This window comes from Methanocella paludicola SANAE (assembly GCF_000011005.1).
GTDB classification, from domain to species: domain Archaea; phylum Halobacteriota; class Methanocellia; order Methanocellales; family Methanocellaceae; genus Methanocella; species Methanocella paludicola.
Genome location: NC_013665.1, coordinates 550,236 through 567,186 on the forward strand (window position 1 = coordinate 550,236; position 16,951 = coordinate 567,186).

16 protein-coding genes and 1 tRNA gene are annotated in these 16,951 nt (G+C 55.1%); 10 read left to right on the plus strand and 7 right to left on the minus strand.

The window, feature by feature from the left end:
* The first annotated feature begins 112 nt into the window (after positions 1–112).
* Positions 113–982, plus strand: a complete 870-nt coding sequence (locus MCP_RS02890) for an ArsR/SmtB family transcription factor (protein WP_231845142.1) — start codon at positions 113–115, stop codon at positions 980–982.
* A gap of 5 nt (positions 983–987) precedes the next feature.
* On the opposite strand, the gene MCP_RS02895 is transcribed toward MCP_RS02890, so the two are convergent.
* The 3 genes from MCP_RS02895 to cax are packed head-to-tail and all read right to left on the minus strand — an operon-like array spanning position 988 to position 3,528.
* Positions 988–1,536: a PspA-associated protein PspAB gene (locus tag MCP_RS02895; protein WP_012899321.1), complete on the minus strand. Its 549-nt coding sequence runs from the start codon at positions 1,534–1,536 to the stop codon at positions 988–990.
* A 5-nt stretch (positions 1,537–1,541) separates the two neighbouring features.
* The gene (gene htpX / locus MCP_RS02900) at positions 1,542–2,438 is read right to left on the minus strand and encodes a zinc metalloprotease HtpX (protein ID WP_012899322.1); all 897 of its coding nucleotides are present in this window, start codon (positions 2,436–2,438) and stop codon (positions 1,542–1,544) included.
* Between the two features lie 43 nt (positions 2,439–2,481).
* Positions 2,482–3,528, minus strand: a complete 1,047-nt coding sequence (cax, locus tag MCP_RS02905) for a calcium/proton exchanger (protein WP_012899323.1) — start codon at positions 3,526–3,528, stop codon at positions 2,482–2,484.
* Between the two features lie 164 nt (positions 3,529–3,692).
* On the opposite strand from cax, the gene MCP_RS02910 reads away from it, so the two are divergent.
* From MCP_RS02910 to MCP_RS02925, 4 genes are all read left to right on the plus strand, one after another.
* Positions 3,693–5,138, plus strand: coding sequence for a PT domain-containing protein (locus MCP_RS02910; RefSeq protein WP_012899324.1), 1,446 nt, complete (start codon positions 3,693–3,695; stop codon positions 5,136–5,138).
* Between the two features lie 85 nt (positions 5,139–5,223).
* Entirely contained in the window at positions 5,224–5,598 is a 375-nt protein-coding gene (hisI, locus tag MCP_RS02915; RefSeq protein WP_128566991.1) for a phosphoribosyl-AMP cyclohydrolase, read from the plus strand.
* A 40-nt stretch (positions 5,599–5,638) separates the two neighbouring features.
* Complete coding sequence (locus MCP_RS02920) at positions 5,639–7,471, plus strand: PINc/VapC family ATPase (protein WP_012899326.1); 1,833 nt, start codon at positions 5,639–5,641, stop codon at positions 7,469–7,471.
* A gap of 284 nt (positions 7,472–7,755) precedes the next feature.
* Positions 7,756–8,580 carry a hypothetical protein gene (locus MCP_RS02925; protein ID WP_128859907.1) on the plus strand — a complete coding sequence of 275 codons (825 nt, stop codon included), beginning with the start codon at positions 7,756–7,758 and terminating at the stop codon, positions 8,578–8,580.
* A gap of 29 nt (positions 8,581–8,609) precedes the next feature.
* On the opposite strand, the gene MCP_RS02930 is transcribed toward MCP_RS02925, so the two are convergent.
* Complete coding sequence (locus MCP_RS02930; protein WP_012899328.1) at positions 8,610–8,846, minus strand: DUF378 domain-containing protein; 237 nt, start codon at positions 8,844–8,846, stop codon at positions 8,610–8,612.
* Between the two features lie 204 nt (positions 8,847–9,050).
* Between MCP_RS02930 and MCP_RS02935 the strand changes: the two genes are divergently transcribed.
* Positions 9,051–9,125, plus strand: a tRNA-Arg gene (locus MCP_RS02935).
* Positions 9,126–9,343: 218 nt separating this feature from the next.
* Here the strand turns inward: MCP_RS02935 and MCP_RS15275 are convergent.
* A complete protein-coding gene (locus MCP_RS15275) occupies positions 9,344–9,553 on the minus strand; it encodes a hypothetical protein (RefSeq protein WP_012899329.1) in 210 nt (69 codons plus the stop codon).
* Positions 9,554–9,703: 150 nt separating this feature from the next.
* On the opposite strand from MCP_RS15275, the gene MCP_RS02940 reads away from it, so the two are divergent.
* The 3 genes from MCP_RS02940 to MCP_RS15600 all read left to right on the plus strand — a co-directional run bounded on the left by MCP_RS02940 (position 9,704) and on the right by MCP_RS15600 (position 13,102).
* Positions 9,704–11,836, plus strand: a complete 2,133-nt coding sequence (locus MCP_RS02940; protein ID WP_128566992.1) for a PAS domain S-box protein — start codon at positions 9,704–9,706, stop codon at positions 11,834–11,836.
* 51 nt (positions 11,837–11,887) lie between these two features.
* A complete protein-coding gene (locus MCP_RS02945) occupies positions 11,888–12,859 on the plus strand; it encodes an alpha/beta hydrolase (RefSeq protein ID WP_012899331.1) in 972 nt (323 codons plus the stop codon).
* Positions 12,860–12,961: 102 nt separating this feature from the next.
* Positions 12,962–13,102 carry a hypothetical protein gene (locus MCP_RS15600; RefSeq protein WP_158301435.1) on the plus strand — a complete coding sequence of 47 codons (141 nt, stop codon included), beginning with the start codon at positions 12,962–12,964 and terminating at the stop codon, positions 13,100–13,102.
* Positions 13,103–13,695: 593 nt separating this feature from the next.
* On the opposite strand, the gene MCP_RS02950 is transcribed toward MCP_RS15600, so the two are convergent.
* Positions 13,696–14,379, minus strand: a complete 684-nt coding sequence (locus MCP_RS02950) for a YkgJ family cysteine cluster protein (protein WP_012899332.1) — start codon at positions 14,377–14,379, stop codon at positions 13,696–13,698.
* Positions 14,380–14,481: 102 nt separating this feature from the next.
* Between MCP_RS02950 and MCP_RS02955 the strand changes: the two genes are divergently transcribed.
* The gene (locus MCP_RS02955; RefSeq protein WP_012899333.1) at positions 14,482–15,240 is read left to right on the plus strand and encodes a Ku protein; all 759 of its coding nucleotides are present in this window, start codon (positions 14,482–14,484) and stop codon (positions 15,238–15,240) included.
* Positions 15,241–15,904: 664 nt separating this feature from the next.
* Here MCP_RS02955 and MCP_RS15915 read toward each other — a convergent pair.
* Positions 15,905–16,783, minus strand: coding sequence for a hypothetical protein (locus MCP_RS15915; RefSeq protein ID WP_012899334.1), 879 nt, complete (start codon positions 16,781–16,783; stop codon positions 15,905–15,907).
* Between the last annotated feature and the right edge of the window lie 168 nt (positions 16,784–16,951).

Genomic DNA, 16,951 nt, shown 5'->3' on the forward strand with positions numbered 1-16,951 from the left:
AAATGCGAAAAGGATTTAATAAGGGTATAAGGATTAAGGTATATTATCGAAATATGGAATATAGTTTAGATGCCTGATCAGGACTTATTCATTTCATATGGTGTGTGTCCCATTGATAGAAGTTAAGTGTGCTAAATGCGAACGATATTTTCCCCTGGGCCTGGTGAAGCGGGAAGGCAGCGGCTATTACTGCAGTGACTGCTACAAAAAGCACACGCCCGGCATTCCAATAACCACCAACATGGAGGTCCTGTGCTCGATATGCGACCACGTAATACCCCCCGAAGATGCCCGGGTCAAGGACGATGGCAAGGTCTTCTGCCTGAAGTGCTATACAAAGTACGTGATACGCGGCGCTCGGGCGAAGCGTGGAAAGGAAATACTGTGCGGCATCTGCGGCCGCGTGCTCACGCCCTACGACGATAAGTTCCAGGACGACGGGATCATCTACTGCAAGGGCTGCTTCGATAAGGTCGGGCGCAGACAGGTGCAGGATAAGTTGAAGGGCACGGGTTTTATCCCGTACTTCGGCGTGACCTCCCTGAGGAACAACATCATCGAATGCGCCGGATGCGGCGGATTTTTTGATATCGAGGCGCTGAAGGGGGAGAAAGATGGGAGTGTCCGATGCCCGACGTGCGGCGAAGACTTACCACTGCGTATCCGTCCAGCGCCGAAGGCGAAAGACAATTCCAAAAAAGCCCAAAAAGAGGATTTCGCCGAAACGGCGCAGCTCTTCAAGTGCCTCGGCGACCCGTGCCGGGTCAAGATCATCGAGCTGCTGAGCGACCACGAGCTGTGCGTCTTCGAGTTCGTGGACATGCTGGGCTTCCAGTACTCCGCCGTGTCCTACCACTTAAAAATGCTCAAGGAGATGGGCATCGTCCAGGCCTACGAGCGGGGCAACTTCATGGTATACTCGCTCACGGACAAGGGCGAGACCGTCCACGAGTTCATCGAGCGCTCCCGGAGCCTCTCCTGACTTTTTTAGAACGGTATGCCCCAGATGGGGAACCAGTAATCCAGGCTATCCACGGGCAGCTCGTCCATGACCAGCAGGCGAAGGCGATATTCGAGCTGCATGTCCCGCTCATTGCCCCGGGGAGCGAACGGGTAAAAGGCGGCACGGCGATAATTGTAGACCCAGTACACGGGCAGGTCGCCCTGCTCGAACCTGAATATGGCCGCCGTGATGTGGTCGCTGAAGCCGCCCTCGATGAGGAGCTGGCTTGCCATATATACATTGGATACGGCATCGGCCAGCGTATCGCTGTCGATGACCACCCATGTAAAGCCAAACTGGTCCGTTAACACAGAAAAGCGGGCCAAAAACGCGCTGTTCTCCAGCACCTTGAGGATGCCCGACTTCATATCTTCGAACGTGACGCCCCCGATACTCCGGAAACACATGCCCGCCATGCCCGTGGGCTCCACCCTCAGCTGCCCCATAGTGACAGCAGCAGGAGTCAGCTTAAAAAGATCATCGATCTTCGGGGGAGGCAAACTACGAGGCCTAAAAAAGTCCAGAAGGCCCATACGCCTCACTGTTCGCCCATTGCCTTTTCCATACGCTCGAGCTGCCGGATACGCTTCTCCAGGCTCGGGTGGGTGGCGAACAGCTCCAGGATGCTCCTCCCCGACAGCGCCGGCACGATGAAGAACTGGTTCAGGCCCTCCTCGCTCCTCAGGTCCTTCTTCGGCATGCGCTCCATCTGGCCGCTGATCTTCAATAGCGCGCTGATGAGCCACGACGGCCTGCCCGTGATGTAGGCGGAGCCCCTGTCGGCGGCCAGTTCCCGGTACCGCGAAAGCAGGCGCGTGAGAAGCAGGCTTATGCCGTATACGATAAGCGAAATAACATAGACGATCATCAAGCCGCTCCCACCCTGCCGGTCACGGCTCCTGAAACCGCCAAACGCAAAAGACATGATAAAGTAATATGCCACAGTAGAAATGAAGCTGGCAATGGTCATCACGGCGACGTCACGGTTCCTCACGTGGCTCAGCTCGTGAGCCAGCACTGCGACGATCTCGTCCTCGTTGAGCCGGTTCAGGAGGCCCTGCGTGGCCGCGATCACCGAGTGCTTCTGGCTCCGCCCCGTAGCGAATGCATTGGGCACGTCCGTGGGGACGATGGCCACTCTTGGCTTGGGCAGCCCTGTTTCGGCGCAAAGCCTATCCACGATGGCGTGCAGCCTCGGCGCCTGCTCCGGCGTAACTATTTTTGCCCCGCTGCTCGCCAGGACGATCTTATCGGAAAAGAAGTATTGAATGCCTAACATCACCGCGGCGATGATCATGAGAGACCAGAAGTCGATGCCCAACCAGTATAAAATGGTTAAAAAGCCCAGGTAGACGGCTCCCAGGATAAGCATAGTGAGGAACATCCTGAGGCTCAGCCCCAGGTCGGCCGGCCAACGCCTTACCCGCTCGTTCATCCAATATTTTTTAAGGGAGCCGAATCTAAATCCGTTATGCCTATTAAATCAGGAAAAACACGACGGCCATCATCGCATATAACGCTATGAGCTGGGCGCCCTCAAGCCAGTTAGACTCCCCGTCAGACGATATCATGTTGGCGATGACCACCGACGCGATGATCGCCACGACCTCGAACTGGTTGAACACCAGGTCCATGGGATTGCCCCAGAACCAGCTTATGAAGACCAGCACCGGGGCGATGAGGAGCGCGATCTGGGTGCTCGAGCCCATGGCGATGCCCATGCTCAGGTCCATGTTGTTCTTCATGGCCATCAGTATGGCCGTCGAATGCTCGGCGGCGTTGCCGATGATGGCGACGATGATCACGCCGATGAAGAGCTCCGAGAGGCCGAGCGACAGGCTCACGGACTCGACCGCGCCGACGAGGATCTCGCTTTCCAGCGCGATGACGGCCGTGGTGACAAGAAGCAGGAGGATCGCCCTGTTCCTGGACATATGGGGCTTGCACTCCTCCCCCCCGCAGTCATACAGGTGCTTGTGCGTCTTCAGCGAGAACAGCAGGCTGGCGACGTAGGCGATGATGAGTATGCCGGAGATGCCGAGGCTGAGCGCCTCGACGGTGTTGAAGTCGAACAGGTGGGAGACGAGCGCGGGCATGACGAGGCCCACGGCCGCGATCATGAGCATCGTGGAGTTGACGCCCTGCACGCGGGAGTTGAACGTCTGCTTTTCCCTCTTCAGGCCTCCCAGGAACATGCTGCACCCGGTGATGAGGAGCATGTTGCCGATGATGCCGCCGGTGAGCGATGCCTTCACGACCTCGAACAGCCCGGCCTGCAGCGCGAATATCGCGATGATGAGCTCGGTGGCGTTCCCGAACGTAGCGTTCAGTAATCCGCCGATCCCTGCGCCGACCTGTTTCGATAATTCCTCCGTGGCCTTGCCCATGAACCCGGCGAGGGGCACGATGGCGAGCGCCGCGGTAAAGAATATGATGATGCCATTCAAGTGTAATAACTCAGCGGCGATGCTTATGGGTATAAAGATGAGCATCGCGCCCAGTATGGTGTCCAGGTCGAGCTTCATATTGAAGGCATAAATGTGCAGGCTATCATATAAAACTACCTCCCTCTGCACAAGCGCCCGCTGCTTTTTGTGCCGTATTTTATAAGAGATATCAGGCCTTTTGGCGATAACGATTTTGAATAACCATATAATCCGTGATTCAAATCATCCATGGGGTGGATTAATTGGTATTTTCGGTCATTAGAAAGCCCCTGGCATTGCTGTTAGTGGTGGTGATGGTGGGCGCCATTATGCTCATGGCGGTCAACGGCGCCATCGGACAGCAGGGGCCGGGGCCCGTGGATTACGGCGGAGGATACGCCGTCCCGGGAGCCCCCGGCATCAGCCTGGGGCCAGGTACGAACACGGTCGCTATGTCCGTCAGCATAGCGTCGCAGCAGGACAGCCAGATATATTTCCAGGTGAACAGCTTTGCGGTGAGGGACCAGCAGACACAGACTTTCACCGTATACGACCTGAGCAGCGCCATGCCGGGCATCATGGACACGGGTAATAACCGGGTACAGATCGACATCGGTAAGCTGCAGTCGTCCATACAGTCGACGAGCCAGGCGGCCATGGATGACCTCTACAGCATTCTGAGGCCTTCCGTCAACTCGCTGATGGTGGTCGCCGACATATCGCAGCAGGGCCAGCAGGGCTCCAGAGCGACGTTCCAGGTGGAGAGGCTCACGGTCATCATGCCCGACGGCCAGACGAGCGAGTTCGACCTGAGCCAGCCCATGTCCATCGTCGTGGACGGCGCTGCCCTCAGGATATTCGCCGTCGGATTCGAGCAGATGTACTCCCTGGTGAACACGTACATCGTGAACATCCAGAATAACTATTACACGGAGATCAACTATAACATCGTGACAGGCCCGGTCATCGTCGTCACGCCGCCGGCCGTTTACCCGGTGCTGACGCCTATCCGTTTCCCGGCCGCGTGGCCCGTCTTTTACCCGGTGCCCGTCCCGGTGCCGATACCCGTGGTGTCCGTGCGGCCGCATCCGCCTTCGGTGACGCCCACGAAGCAGCCGACAATGGGCCCCACGGTGAGCCCGACTAAGGGCCCGACCATAAGCCCTACGGCCAGGCCTACAGGCATGCCGACGGTGTCGCCGAGGATCTCGCCGACCATCGGGCCGACGAAGCGGCCCATCACGTCGCCCAGGGCATCGCTGATAGCGACGAGGAGGCCGGTCATATCGCCAGGTGCGACCATATCTCCGTCTCTCATCCCGACGAGGAGGCCGGTCGGCACGTTCTCGCCGTCCTTGATCGCGACGAAGAAAGCAGCGCCCTCTTTGATAGCGACAAAGAAGGCCACGCCGACTTTCCAGGCGACGAAAGCTCCGGGAGGCATAGCGACGAAGCGGCCCATATCGGCCACATACCGTCCTACGACGGGGCCCGTTACCAGGCCCACGATAAAGGCGACACAGGCGCCAGTAGGCGGAGGGGCTAAGCGCCCCATCGCCACTATGCCTGTGACGCCGAGAAAGCCTACGGCGGGAGACGAGAGGATCCGGCGCAGCCTGCAGCCGCCTCTGTCCACGATCGTACCCGGCACGGCGGCTTCTCCCTCGCCCAGCCCGACGGCGACCATAAGGCCGACGAAGGTCATTTAAAAATAATGGCGCATGGTGACGTGCGCCTGCCTATTTTTTACTTTTATGCAAAGATTAATGCGCACGACACCATAATATGCCATTAATGATCAAGCCGGACTTTAAGGGCGGGCTGCTACCCGTCATCGTGCAGGATGTGAAGACCAGAGAGGTGCTCATGTTCGCCTACATGAACGAGGAGGCGTTCCGCCTCACCATGGAGACGGGCCTGGCCCACTACTACAGCCGCAGCCGGCAGAAGCTCTGGAAGAAGGGCGAGGAATCGGGCCATGTACAGCACGTGAAAGAGGCTCGCATCGACTGCGACGAGGACTGTTTATTGTTATTGGTAGAGCAGGACACGGCGGCGTGCCACACGGGATACGTCTCGTGCTTCTACCGGGACGTGGACGGCCGCATCGTCGGTAAAAAGGTCTTCGAGCCCGGCGACGTATACCACGAAGGTACGCACAAAACATAACAATGATTTATCAATTCCATTTCCATACAGGTGTAATAGGATGAAACTAGTCCCCGACACGAGCGTCATCATCGACGGCCGGATCACCAGAAAAGTGGAGTCCGGCGAGTTCGAGCATGCATTAATAATCGTACCTGAGGCCGTCATCTCCGAGCTGGAGACGCAGGCGAACCAGGGCAAGGAGATAGGCTTCAACGGCCTTGAAGAGCTGAGAAAGCTGCAGACCATGGCCCGGGAGGGGAGGATCAGCATCGAGTTCTCGGGCAGCCGGCCCACGCTGAACCAGATCCGGATGGCCCCGGGCGGCGAGATCGACGACATGATCCGGAACATCGCCGTGGAGAACGACGCGGCCCTGGTCACGAGCGACAAGGTGCAGGCGGGCGTGGCCCGCGCGAAGGGCATCAACATCATTTACCTGAAGCCCGACATCGATGAGCTCGGGCATTTCGACCTGATGGATTATTTCACGGAAGACACCATGTCCGTCCACCTGAAGGCCGACGTGGTGCCCATGGCCAAGCGCGGCACCATCGGCGACATGCGGCTCGTCAAGGCGGGCAAGGAAACGCTATCCGACAAGCAGCTTCTGCACATGGCCCACGAGATCCTGGAGCGGGCCAAGCAGGACCCGAACGCCTTCACCGAGATCGAGATGAACGGGGCCACCGTGGTACAATTAGGCAACCTGCGTATCGCCATCGCCACGCCTCCATTCTCTGACGGCGTGGAGATCACTGCCGTCAGGCCCGTGGCCCGCCTCAGCATCGAGGATTACAAGTACAGCGGCACCTTCAAGGACCGCATCATCGAGAAGCGCCGGGGCATTCTCATCTCGGGCCCTCCCGGAGCGGGTAAGTCCACGTTCGCGCAGGCCTGCGCCGACTTTTTGTTCGAGCACGACTTCATCGTGAAGACCATGGAGTCGCCTCGTGACCTTCAGCTGCCCGAGGCGATCACGCAGTACGCGCCTCTTAACGGCAGCATGGAGAATACGGCCGACATCCTGCTTTTGGTGAGGCCCGACTATACGATATACGACGAGCTGCGCAAGACGTCTGATTTCGAGATATTCTCGGATATGCGCCTTTCGGGCGTGGGCATGATCGGCGTGGTCCACGCTACCAGGGCCATCGATGCCATTCAGCGGTTCATCGGGCGCGTCGAATTAGGCGTCATTCCCCAGGTCGTGGACACGGTCGTCTTCATCGACCACGGCTCTATCGAGAAAGTCTACGATATCGAGTTCACGGTCAAGGTGCCCGCCGGCATGACCGAGTCCGACCTCGCCAGGCCGGTCATTAACGTAAAAGAGCTCGAATCTGGCAGGGCGGAATATGAAGTGTACACCTTCGGCGAGCAGGTGGTGGTCATGCCCGTAGGGGCGGAAAAACCACAAAAGGCCTCGCGGAAGGCCGACGAAAAGGTCGTCATGAAAGAGGTCGCCAGGTTCGCGAGGGGCCCCGTGGAGGTCGAAATGGTCGGGGACAACAAGGCGATCGTAAGGGTAAGGGAAAAGGACATTCCCGCCATTCTGGGAAGGGGCGGTAAGACCATCGGCCAGATCGAGCGGGCGTCCGGCGCGCACATCGACGTCCGGACTCTCGAAGAGGGCCGTGTGGAGGCGGCCGCTCCCGAAGAGCAGGGGATGACCCTGCCCGTGGGCGTGCAGGAGGTCAAAAAGCACGTCATCCTGGACGTGGGCAAGAAGTTCGCCGGGCAGACGGTCGAGATCCTCACCGGGGGCGATTATATTTTTACTGCGACCGTCGGGCGCACGGGCATTATCAAGATCCCCAGGGGATCCAGCTTCATCGACCGTATCCTGAAGGCGCAGATGCACGGCGAAGAGGTGCGCGCAAGGCTCGTTTAAGCTGCTCTAAGCCTATTAAGAATGCTCAAAGGTTTTTCAGCCACAAAGCTACTCGAAGACGGCTCAAAGTAACTCTAAGATTTTAAAAAACATTTTATTATTTTCTTTGTGTAGCTTCAGGCCTGCTTCGTGTCGCTTTGTGGCTGAAAAAAGTCTTCGAGCGATCTTATTAGTCTTAGAGCCGCTTATTACTTTCGGAGCGCTTGCAATTAAGTTTTATAATACTTATTCTCTAAGTATGGTATGGCAATGCAAAAACAACCCATTGCCTTGAGATGGTTCCAATGAGCTTACGATTCGCTAAGATAACAGTCGAAAACGTGGACGACCTGATGAGCGTTTGCGGCAACGTGCCGGGCATGAGCAAGCATCCCGCCTTCGTGGAGGGGAGGAAAGCGCGGCGGCAGTGGCTGCTGGACATGATCGAGAAGTTCGGCACCGTGGGGATGCTGGCTTATTATGGCGGCAGTGCCCGGGGCTTCGTCGAATGCATTCCGGCCTCGGCGCATCCAATGGGCGTGTTCTCGCCCGATGTGAAAAGGACGGCGGTCATCGACTGCGCCTGGTATGCCCAGAGTAACGGGGAGCCCGGGGGGCTGGCCGTAAGGAAGGCCATCCTGGACGAGATGTTCGCCGTAAAGTTCTTCGATAAGCTGCTGGGCAAGAAGTGCCGGTACGTGGACGTCCTGACGCTGAAGAACGCCCCCATCATGCAGTATGACTTCTACAGAGACTACGGCTTCAGGGATGCCGTGGAGTTCACGGGCCACGCTACCGGGCGGTACCTGCTCAGGTACCCGGTGCTTGGCGACGCCGTAGAGCCAAGGATAGAGCAGCTAAGCTTCAACTGTGGCACGGACAAGAACGTGCTCGTCATCGGCACCTACGACCAGTGCCACCTCCCCCACATGGTGGTGGAAAAGATCAGGAAGGCAGTGGACGGCATGGAAGGCCTCAAGATCAAGGTTGTCGACTACTGGGAGACCGGCACTCCTGCTGTCTGTGAGGCGTCTATCAATGGCTTGCCCGCCTTCGGCGGGCCGGTGTACTTCATGGATGATGAAGGGATAAGGGAGGCCGTAGCCTCAAAGATGATAAAAATAAAATAGATTTGCTCGTGTTGTCGGAGGCTCGTCACTTACCGGATGATGGGCCTCTCTGCGGGCGCCGTGAGCCACTGGTAGAGCGGGTAGAGCATGTAGATCGCCGCAAGCCCGACCAGGATGTAAATAAGCTTGGTCAGAATGCTCGTCGCGACAGCGCCGAAGATCGCTTCGACTATGTTGATACCGAATGCCACCAGTAACCAGTTCAGTCCTCCGATGATCAATAGGATCGCCGATATTATCAGCAATGGATCTCTTCTACCATTCATTAGAATCACCTAATTAGGAAAATTATAAACTAGATATTTATATATTTTTAAATATAATATTAGCAAACCCGGTATGTAGCGCTGTTATAGTGGGTGTAAGCATGAATGGTGATGTGGGTGTTAGCGCCTTTTTTGCCTGCTGATTCGGCTTGCTCATTCGTAGAGTTTATATATCAGGATAGATAAGTAGGATGCGCGTGTTTTGGGCGAGTGGCCTAGCCAGGACATAGCGCCGGCCTCCTAAGCCGGATACCGTGGGTTCAAATCCCACCTCGCCCGCTCTATGAGGTAAGAAAAAATTTCCGTCTCCGAATGAGACGACACTTTTAAAAGTTTTTTGAAAAAAAGTTGTCCTGCCAAACGAGTAATGGTTTGCTCCACGGGCTTTTAAAATTTAAAAATATAAAATCATAGCGTATGAAACCTCAAAACAGGCACAAAAGCCACAAAGTCCCCTAGGCCCACGGCTTTTGCGCCCGAAACCCGAATTACGATCTTTACCGGGACTGCGGCAGCGGCGCCTCTGTAGTCTTCTTCGCCATATTATTACAGATGGGGCAGGCCAGAGAGTTACCGCTCACATACAGCATATACTTCGTATTCTTCGGCTTGATCATCTTTACGAAGAACTCGTCACCCTTATCGCACACGTGCCTTACGTACACTTCGTCAATATCGGTTTCAAGATAAACTGGTTGTATATCCATCAAGACCACCTACTATTGTTATTATCTACACAATAATATATTTATTTGGTAATTTATTGGCAAAGCAAGGCCCAAATGGCTATAAATATTTTTATATAATTGGGTACTACTGACTAATTGATACGTGATAAGGGTTAGCTCTGGTAATGCATGTATGACGGTGGCAAAAAACACGGGGATATTGAGGGGAAGCCCGGGGAAACTTACGAGGAGCTCGCCCGCCGCTGCCGGGACTATGCGGCGGAGCTTGACCGGACGAAGGCAATGCTGAGGGGCGAGGAGGCCCGCCGGTCCCGGGCAGAGCAGATGGCCCACATCGGAAGCTGGTGCATGGACATCAAGCTGGATATCATGGCGTGCTCCGACGAGTTTTACCGCATCTTAGGCTACCAGCCCGGCGAATCGACGATAACGGTCGAACAGTTCAAGAAGAACGTCCACCACGAGGATATCCAATACGTCGATGAGGTCTTTAACCGTTCCATCCGTGAAAAGAAGCCCTACGAGGCCGACTTCCGTATCCTCCGTAAGGACGGCTCCGCGTGCGACGTCCACGCCATTACGGAGTTCGAGTATGGTGAGAGCGGCGATGTGAGATTCATCTATGGTACGGTGCAGGACATTACCGGGCGCAAGCGCACCGACGAGGCCCTGAAGTACAGGTCCGAGCTCGAGGCGCTGATCACCACGCTGTCGACACGATTCATTAAACTGGCACCGGAAGAGCTTGACCCGGCGCTGAACGATGCGCTCAGGAAGATAGGCGAATTCGCCGGAGTCGACCGGAGCTACATCCACCAGACGACGAAGGACGGTAAGATGACCGGCATCACCCACGAGTGGTGCCGGGAGGGCGTCGGGCCCAGCATGGAGTTCGGTAAGCAGCTCGATATTATGGAAACCTATCCCTGGGTATCCGGGTTCTTGCGGAAGCTGGAGGTGCTGCATGTGCCGTCTGTTGAGGATCTTCCCCCCGAGGCGGAGGTGGAAAAGCGCTTATTATCGGCATCCCGGGTCCTGTCCCTGGTCGCCGTGCCCATGGTCTGTAACAGGGAGTTCATCGGGGTGCTGGGCTTCGACTCGGTCCGTAACAGGAAGGCCTGGACGGAGGACGATATCGCGATCCTGAGGATCGTTGGCGAGATCTTCGCGAACGCCATCGTGCGCAGCGAAACGGAGCGGGCGCTGCGCGATAGCGAGGAGCGTTTCCGGGCCACGTTCGAGCAGGCCGCCGTCGGCATCGCCCACGTCTCGCCTGGCGGGCGATACCTGAGGGTCAACCGGCGCTACTGTAATATCGTCGGCTATTCGCATGGCGAGCTCCTATCCCGCAACTTCCAGAGTATAACCCATCCGGACGACCTGGAGGAGGATCTGGGAAATCTGGCGAGCCTGATCTCGGGCCGGATCGATACGGCGTCCATGGAAAAGCGTTACATCCGCAAGGACGGCTCCATAATCTGGGTCACGCTGACCACGACCGCCGTAAGAGGGCCTGAAGGCATACCGAAGTACGTGATATCGGTCATCGAGGACATCACGGCCCGCAAGCGCGCCGAGGCCGAGATGCAGGAGGCCCGGATGAGGGCCGAGCTTTACGTTGACCTGATGGGCCACGATATCGGTAACATGAACCAGGCCATCATGGGCTACCTGGAGATGGCACAGGATACGGTGAAGCTCAAGGATGACGAGAGGGAGTTCATCGAGAAACCGCTTGAGCTGGTGAAGGGCAGCTCTGCTTTGATAGATAATGTGAAGCGTCTGCAAAGGGCCCGCTCCGGAGAGGCGCCCGTGCAGGTTGTGGATATCGTCCCGCTCATCATGTCGCTCGCTGCCTGCTACTCGAATTCGAGCGGCAAATCGGCCGGCCTGGATTTCAATACCGGGGCCGTTTACCGGGTCGTCGCGAACGAGTTCATCAAGGACCTGTTCAGTAATATCATCGAGAACGCCGTGAAATATTCGCGGTCCGACGTGCGTATCGGCATCTCCCCTGTGGAGCGGAACGGGAAGCCTTTCTACCGCGTCTCCGTGGAGGATAACGGCCCCGGCGTGCCCGACGAGCAGAAGGCGGGCATCTTTTCAGAGCTTGCGGGCCGGGAGAAGTACGCACGGCGGAGGGGTCTCGGGCTCCAGATCGTCAAGACGCTGGTCAAGGCTTATGGCGGTAAAGTGTGGGTGGAGGACCGTGTGCCGGGCGACCACGAGCAGGGCGCACGTTTCGTCGTCATGCTACCGGCACTTGATCAAGTAGCTGCCATGAACGCCGGTGAAAAATGAAATAAGATGTTTATTGACGCGCGCTCTCCAGTCACATAGAAGGAGTTCATCATGGCGACAATCGGCACGATAACCCGCGGCATTGAGCCTGCTACCCGGTCATTTCTCGAGAAGATCAACGCCTCTAAAGGCCCTCAGATATATGAGATGTCGGTGGAAGATGCACGTGATACGCTATCGAGCGTGCAGGCCGTCGAAGTTTCTAAAATGCCGGTCGATGTTGAAGAAACTGTTTTGCCTGTGGGGCCTGAGGGACGGGTCAACGTGCACATCGTGAGGCCGAAAGGGAGCATGGAAACCCTGCCCGTGGTCATGTACTATCATGGCGGCGGATGGGTGCTGGGCGATTACAATATTTTCGAGCGGCTTGTGGGCGAGCTGGCCAATAAGGCCAACTCGGCCATCGTCTTCGTCGATTACTCCCGGTCTCCCGGGGCAAAGTACCCCGTGGCCATCGAAGAAGACTACGCCGCGCTGGAGTATGTGGCCGGCCACGGCAAAGAGCTCAACGTCGACTCATCACGGCTCGCCATCGCGGGCGACAGCGTCGGAGGTAACATGACTGCCGTCGTATCGATGATGGCTAAGCAGAGGCAGGGCCCGAAGATCGGGTTCCAGGTGCTCTTCTACCCCGTAACGGACGCGAGCTTCGATAATGCCTCGTACAGGCAGTTCGCCACCGGGTACTGGCTGACGCGCGAGGCGATGAAGTGGTTCTGGGATAATTACCTGCCCGACAGGCCTGAGCGAAATAACCCGATGGCCTCGCCTTTGCAGGCACCCGTAGACCAGCTGAAAGGATTACCTCCGGCGCTGGTGGTCACCAACGAATATGACGTTTTACGGGATGAAGGCGAAGCGTATGCCCATAAGCTCATGGAGGCGGGAGTCAGGACGACGGGCGTGCGATTCCTGGGCGCGATCCACGACATGGTCATGCTCAACGCTATCGCTAATACGCCTGCCCCCGGGAGTGCTATCGACCTCGCAAGCGACATGTTGCGCCGATCGTTCGCGAAATGACCAACTTTCAACTATTTGGTACAGGAAGGTTTTTGTACTACATAGGCCCCCATATTCTATACTGGCAACCTTTTGGTGCCTGAAGGAATGAAATAATATATTATGAAAACGCAAAAATGCGAAGACTGCGGGAATGAGCTGTTCTTTCCGCAGCGGGTTATAACTAACGGGCAGATGAAGACTGTGTGTTTTCATTGCTGTCTGTCGTACGTGAACAGGAAGAAGCGGCCCATCGTGGCCTGAGACATATTTTTTACGATTACTTTTCCGACTTTACAATCTCTTAAACCCATGATGGATTACCTCTAGGCGCTGGTTTGTTCGGTCGGTATCACGAACCTCTCCAAAGGAATTAAACCACGAATTTTTCTTTTAAATTTTACTCACGAAGCCTCGAATGCTCTAGCTCACCGTCAATGCCCGAACTCTCGAATACACAGGGCAGTGCTCTAAGCCTCTAACGCGCTAACCCGAAACGAAGGCTCTAAGTCTCTAAATCACGTTTGAAGCGCTAAACGACATAGCACTAACACTCTAAAAGCCCGGTCGTTCCCCAGTACTTTTGGGTATTAGTGGCGTTGGCGGTTTAGCCGAGCCTTAGAGTGTTCGTGCTATGTCGTTTAGCGTTTCGAACGTGTATTCGAGTTTTCGAGCCTTCTTTTTGGGTTTGAGGCTTCGGGCGTTCGTGCAATGCCCAGAGTATTAGAGAGTTCGTGCGTTGACGGTGTTTTAGAGGCTCAGGGATTTAGTGAGTAAAAATTATAAAAGAAAATTAGGGGTTTATTTCCTTTGGTGAGGTTCGAGATACCGACTGGACTGATATACACGCGTCTTTTTTATGAGCGCTTCTCACGCATCTTTTTGTATATCATCTTGACCTCGTCTCTGGTCAGCACAGGCTCCCCGGTCTCATCGTCCACCGGTATGTTCTGCATGATCTCGCTCATGATCTGCATGTGGACGATCTCGCGCATCCTCGCATTAGCGGCCTGCGCCAGCCCCTTCTTGTGAGCGGCCTTCATGCCTTCTTCATCATAAACACCGCCGTGCTGGGCGAGGTACATTTCCTTGACCATGTAGTAGATGCGGCTTTCGGCCATGCGCTCGAGGTCAGGTATGAGGATGAGGTTGTCGGGCTGCTTGTGGGCCGAGCAGCCGGGGTTTTTGGGCTTTATCTCTTTTTTCTGGGTCTGGGAGAGGTCGAAGCAGGAGTGGCTGTTGGGGTAGAAGGCGCAGAAGTCGGAGCGGGCTTCGTATATGGCGCATTTTTTGTCTTTCTGGAACTTGCAGCCGCCCTCGATGTTCATGGCGAACGTGTGTGCGCCGTCTTTCTCTATGACGGTGACGTATTTTTCAAAAAACTCTTTTGGGGTGATGCCGAGCTTTTCGGCCATCCTGAATATGTCGGTGATGTGGAGGTCGACGAGCGAGTATATACTGCAGCAGGCGCCGCATGCTTCGCACGTGAAGTCTTTTCCGTTTACGACTTTGTATTTGTTGCGAATGATGAGTTCGTCCATAGCCTCAAAAAGGATGGGCACGGGATGATTTATAGGTTTCTCAACTGGCTTCCGGGCAATAGTATCATAAAGCCCTCATGCCATACGTATTTAGGGTGTTCTATGCAAGCCATCTGGTCCGGCAACTTAGCATTCGGCACAATACTCATACCCGTCCGCATGTATGCGGCAAGCGAAGAACTCAGAGTCCCCTTCCACTTAGTCCACGCGGAGGACGGCGGCCGAGTAAAGTACAAAAAGGTCTGCGAGCTTGACGGCAAAGAGCTCCATATGAGCGACATACACAAGGGCTACGAGATCGGCGATAAGATGCTCCAGTTCACCGATGAGGAGCTCGATGAATTGAGGCCTGTTCTCTCGAAGTCCCTCAAGATCCTTGGCTTCTGCGAGCAGGAGGAAGTGCCCCTCCTGGCGCTGGAGCAGCCATTCTACCTCGGCACCGAGTCCAGAAAGAAGGGCGTGGCGCAGCCCTTCGCCCTGGTGAAAAAGGCAATGGAAAAAAGCGGCAAAGTCGCCATCGTAAGCTGGGTCACCAGAGCCTCAGAGCAGATAGGCATGATGATGCCCTACGAAAAAGGATTCCTCATCAAAGCCATCCTCTACCAGCAACAGATACGGCCCTTCGACCGTGTCGAAGTCCAGGAATCCGAAGTAAGCGAAGACCTCATCGACAAGGGCATCATGCTCATCGAGCGCATGACCTTCAAATTCGACCACGCCGCCTACAAGGAGTCCTACTCGCAGGCCCTCAGGGAGATCATCGAGGCGAAGGCGCTGGGTAAAGAGGTCAAGGTCGAGCCCGTCGTGAAGTCGGCGGAGACGCGGTCGCTTGAGGCCGAGCTTGAAAGGATGCTCGTTTAACCTTTTTCTTATATAAACTAAAAAATTGCTGTTACGTTAGATTATTTTAGCCTGGCTTATTTTCACGTTATACATTCTTATCGATTGTAACAAATCAGTTCGGTTTTAGACACTCCTTGTTTTGTGTTTTCCTACGCCAGGTAAGCGACGCACGCTGAATAGTTCGGTTTCAGACACGAAAACACGAAATTCCTTTTTAGAGTTACACGAAGTACTCGAAGTACTCTATGCTTCACGGCTAAAATCCTAAAACCAAGAAAATCACTATTAAGAATCGAAGGGCACCAAAGTCGCGGTCTTAAAACAAATAACAAACGGACATAAAGTCACGAGCGCACACCAACTAAAACAATTAATCAAACGCTATTCCAGACCTCCATTAGAATAACCGCTTACCTGTACTGTCGTTATTTTACTTGTTTTGGTTGGTGTGCGTTCGTGTCCTTAAGTCAATTTGTTATTTGATTTTAAACCGAGTATTTGGTGCCCTTCGATCCTTAATAGTGGAATTAGAGAACTTAGGGTTTTAACCGTGCGCCATAGGGTATTTAGGGATTTTAGTGAAAACTCTAAAAAATAGTTTTGTGTTTTCGTGTCTGAAACCAAACAAATCAGCGAATGCGGTTACCCGGACAGTTCAGGCATATCGTAGTAAGCATTCCGACTACGGGTCCAGAATATTCAGCTCTTTAACGAACCCGCAGTTAAACTGGTCGTTCACGTAGAACTTCACGGTGATCTTATAGAACCCCTTGTAGCCGGTCACATTCGGGACAGCATAGCTCAGATTCTTAGTGAAAGATCCCTTCTCACCGACAGCGATCTGCGTGGTGAACTGCTGGCCAGGGATGATATCGTCGAGCCAGAACGAACCATAGGGCGTGATGACCATCCTCGATAGATTAAGCGTCACGCGGGCGTTCGTGTTCAACGCGGGGCCGTCATTGTACATCTTCAGCTTAACGCCGATCGTATCACCGGGGTATGCCCAGCCCGAGCCCATGTAGGAGTTACCGAGGTCCAGGTATAGCGGGCCGTCGCCGGCAATGTAGCTGTTCTCCACCGGGGCCAGGCTGAACTGGTCCTTATCCTTCAGGGGCGTGATGCTCTCGTAGAAGGGCGTATCCGCCGGTAAATCGATAGGTGTCGCAGTAGGCGTCGGAGTAACAGTAGGTGTGGGCGTGGGGGTAGGTGTCGCTGTCGGGGTCGGCGTGGGCGTGGCAGTAGGCGTTACCGTGGGGGTCGCCGTAACAGTCACGGTCGGCGTCGGAGTGGCGGTCGCCGTAGGCGTAGCCGTCACCGTAGGGGTCGCCGTAGCAGAAGCGGCAGGAGTCGAAGTAACGGTCACATCAGAGGACGGCGAAGCCGTGGGCAGGATCGTAGGCGAAACTGCAACGGACGGGACAACCGTAGGGTCATCAGACCCGTCATTCATCGTAAGCGTCCTTCCGATGAACACGCCTATAGCGAGCACCACCATCAGCAAAAACGCGACGGCGGCCACGTTCAGGAACACCCTCTGGTTAAAACGATCTCTAGCCAATCCTATCCCTTACCCTATAATGAGCATGGTAGCCATATATTTTTTGGACCCTGCGCTTATCCAAAAAAGCCCGAATAAGCATTATTTAACAATTATTCAACAAAAAAATGCCATTAAGGGATAAAACCTGCCCATAATTATATTAAACCAGTCCATATCTTTGCACAT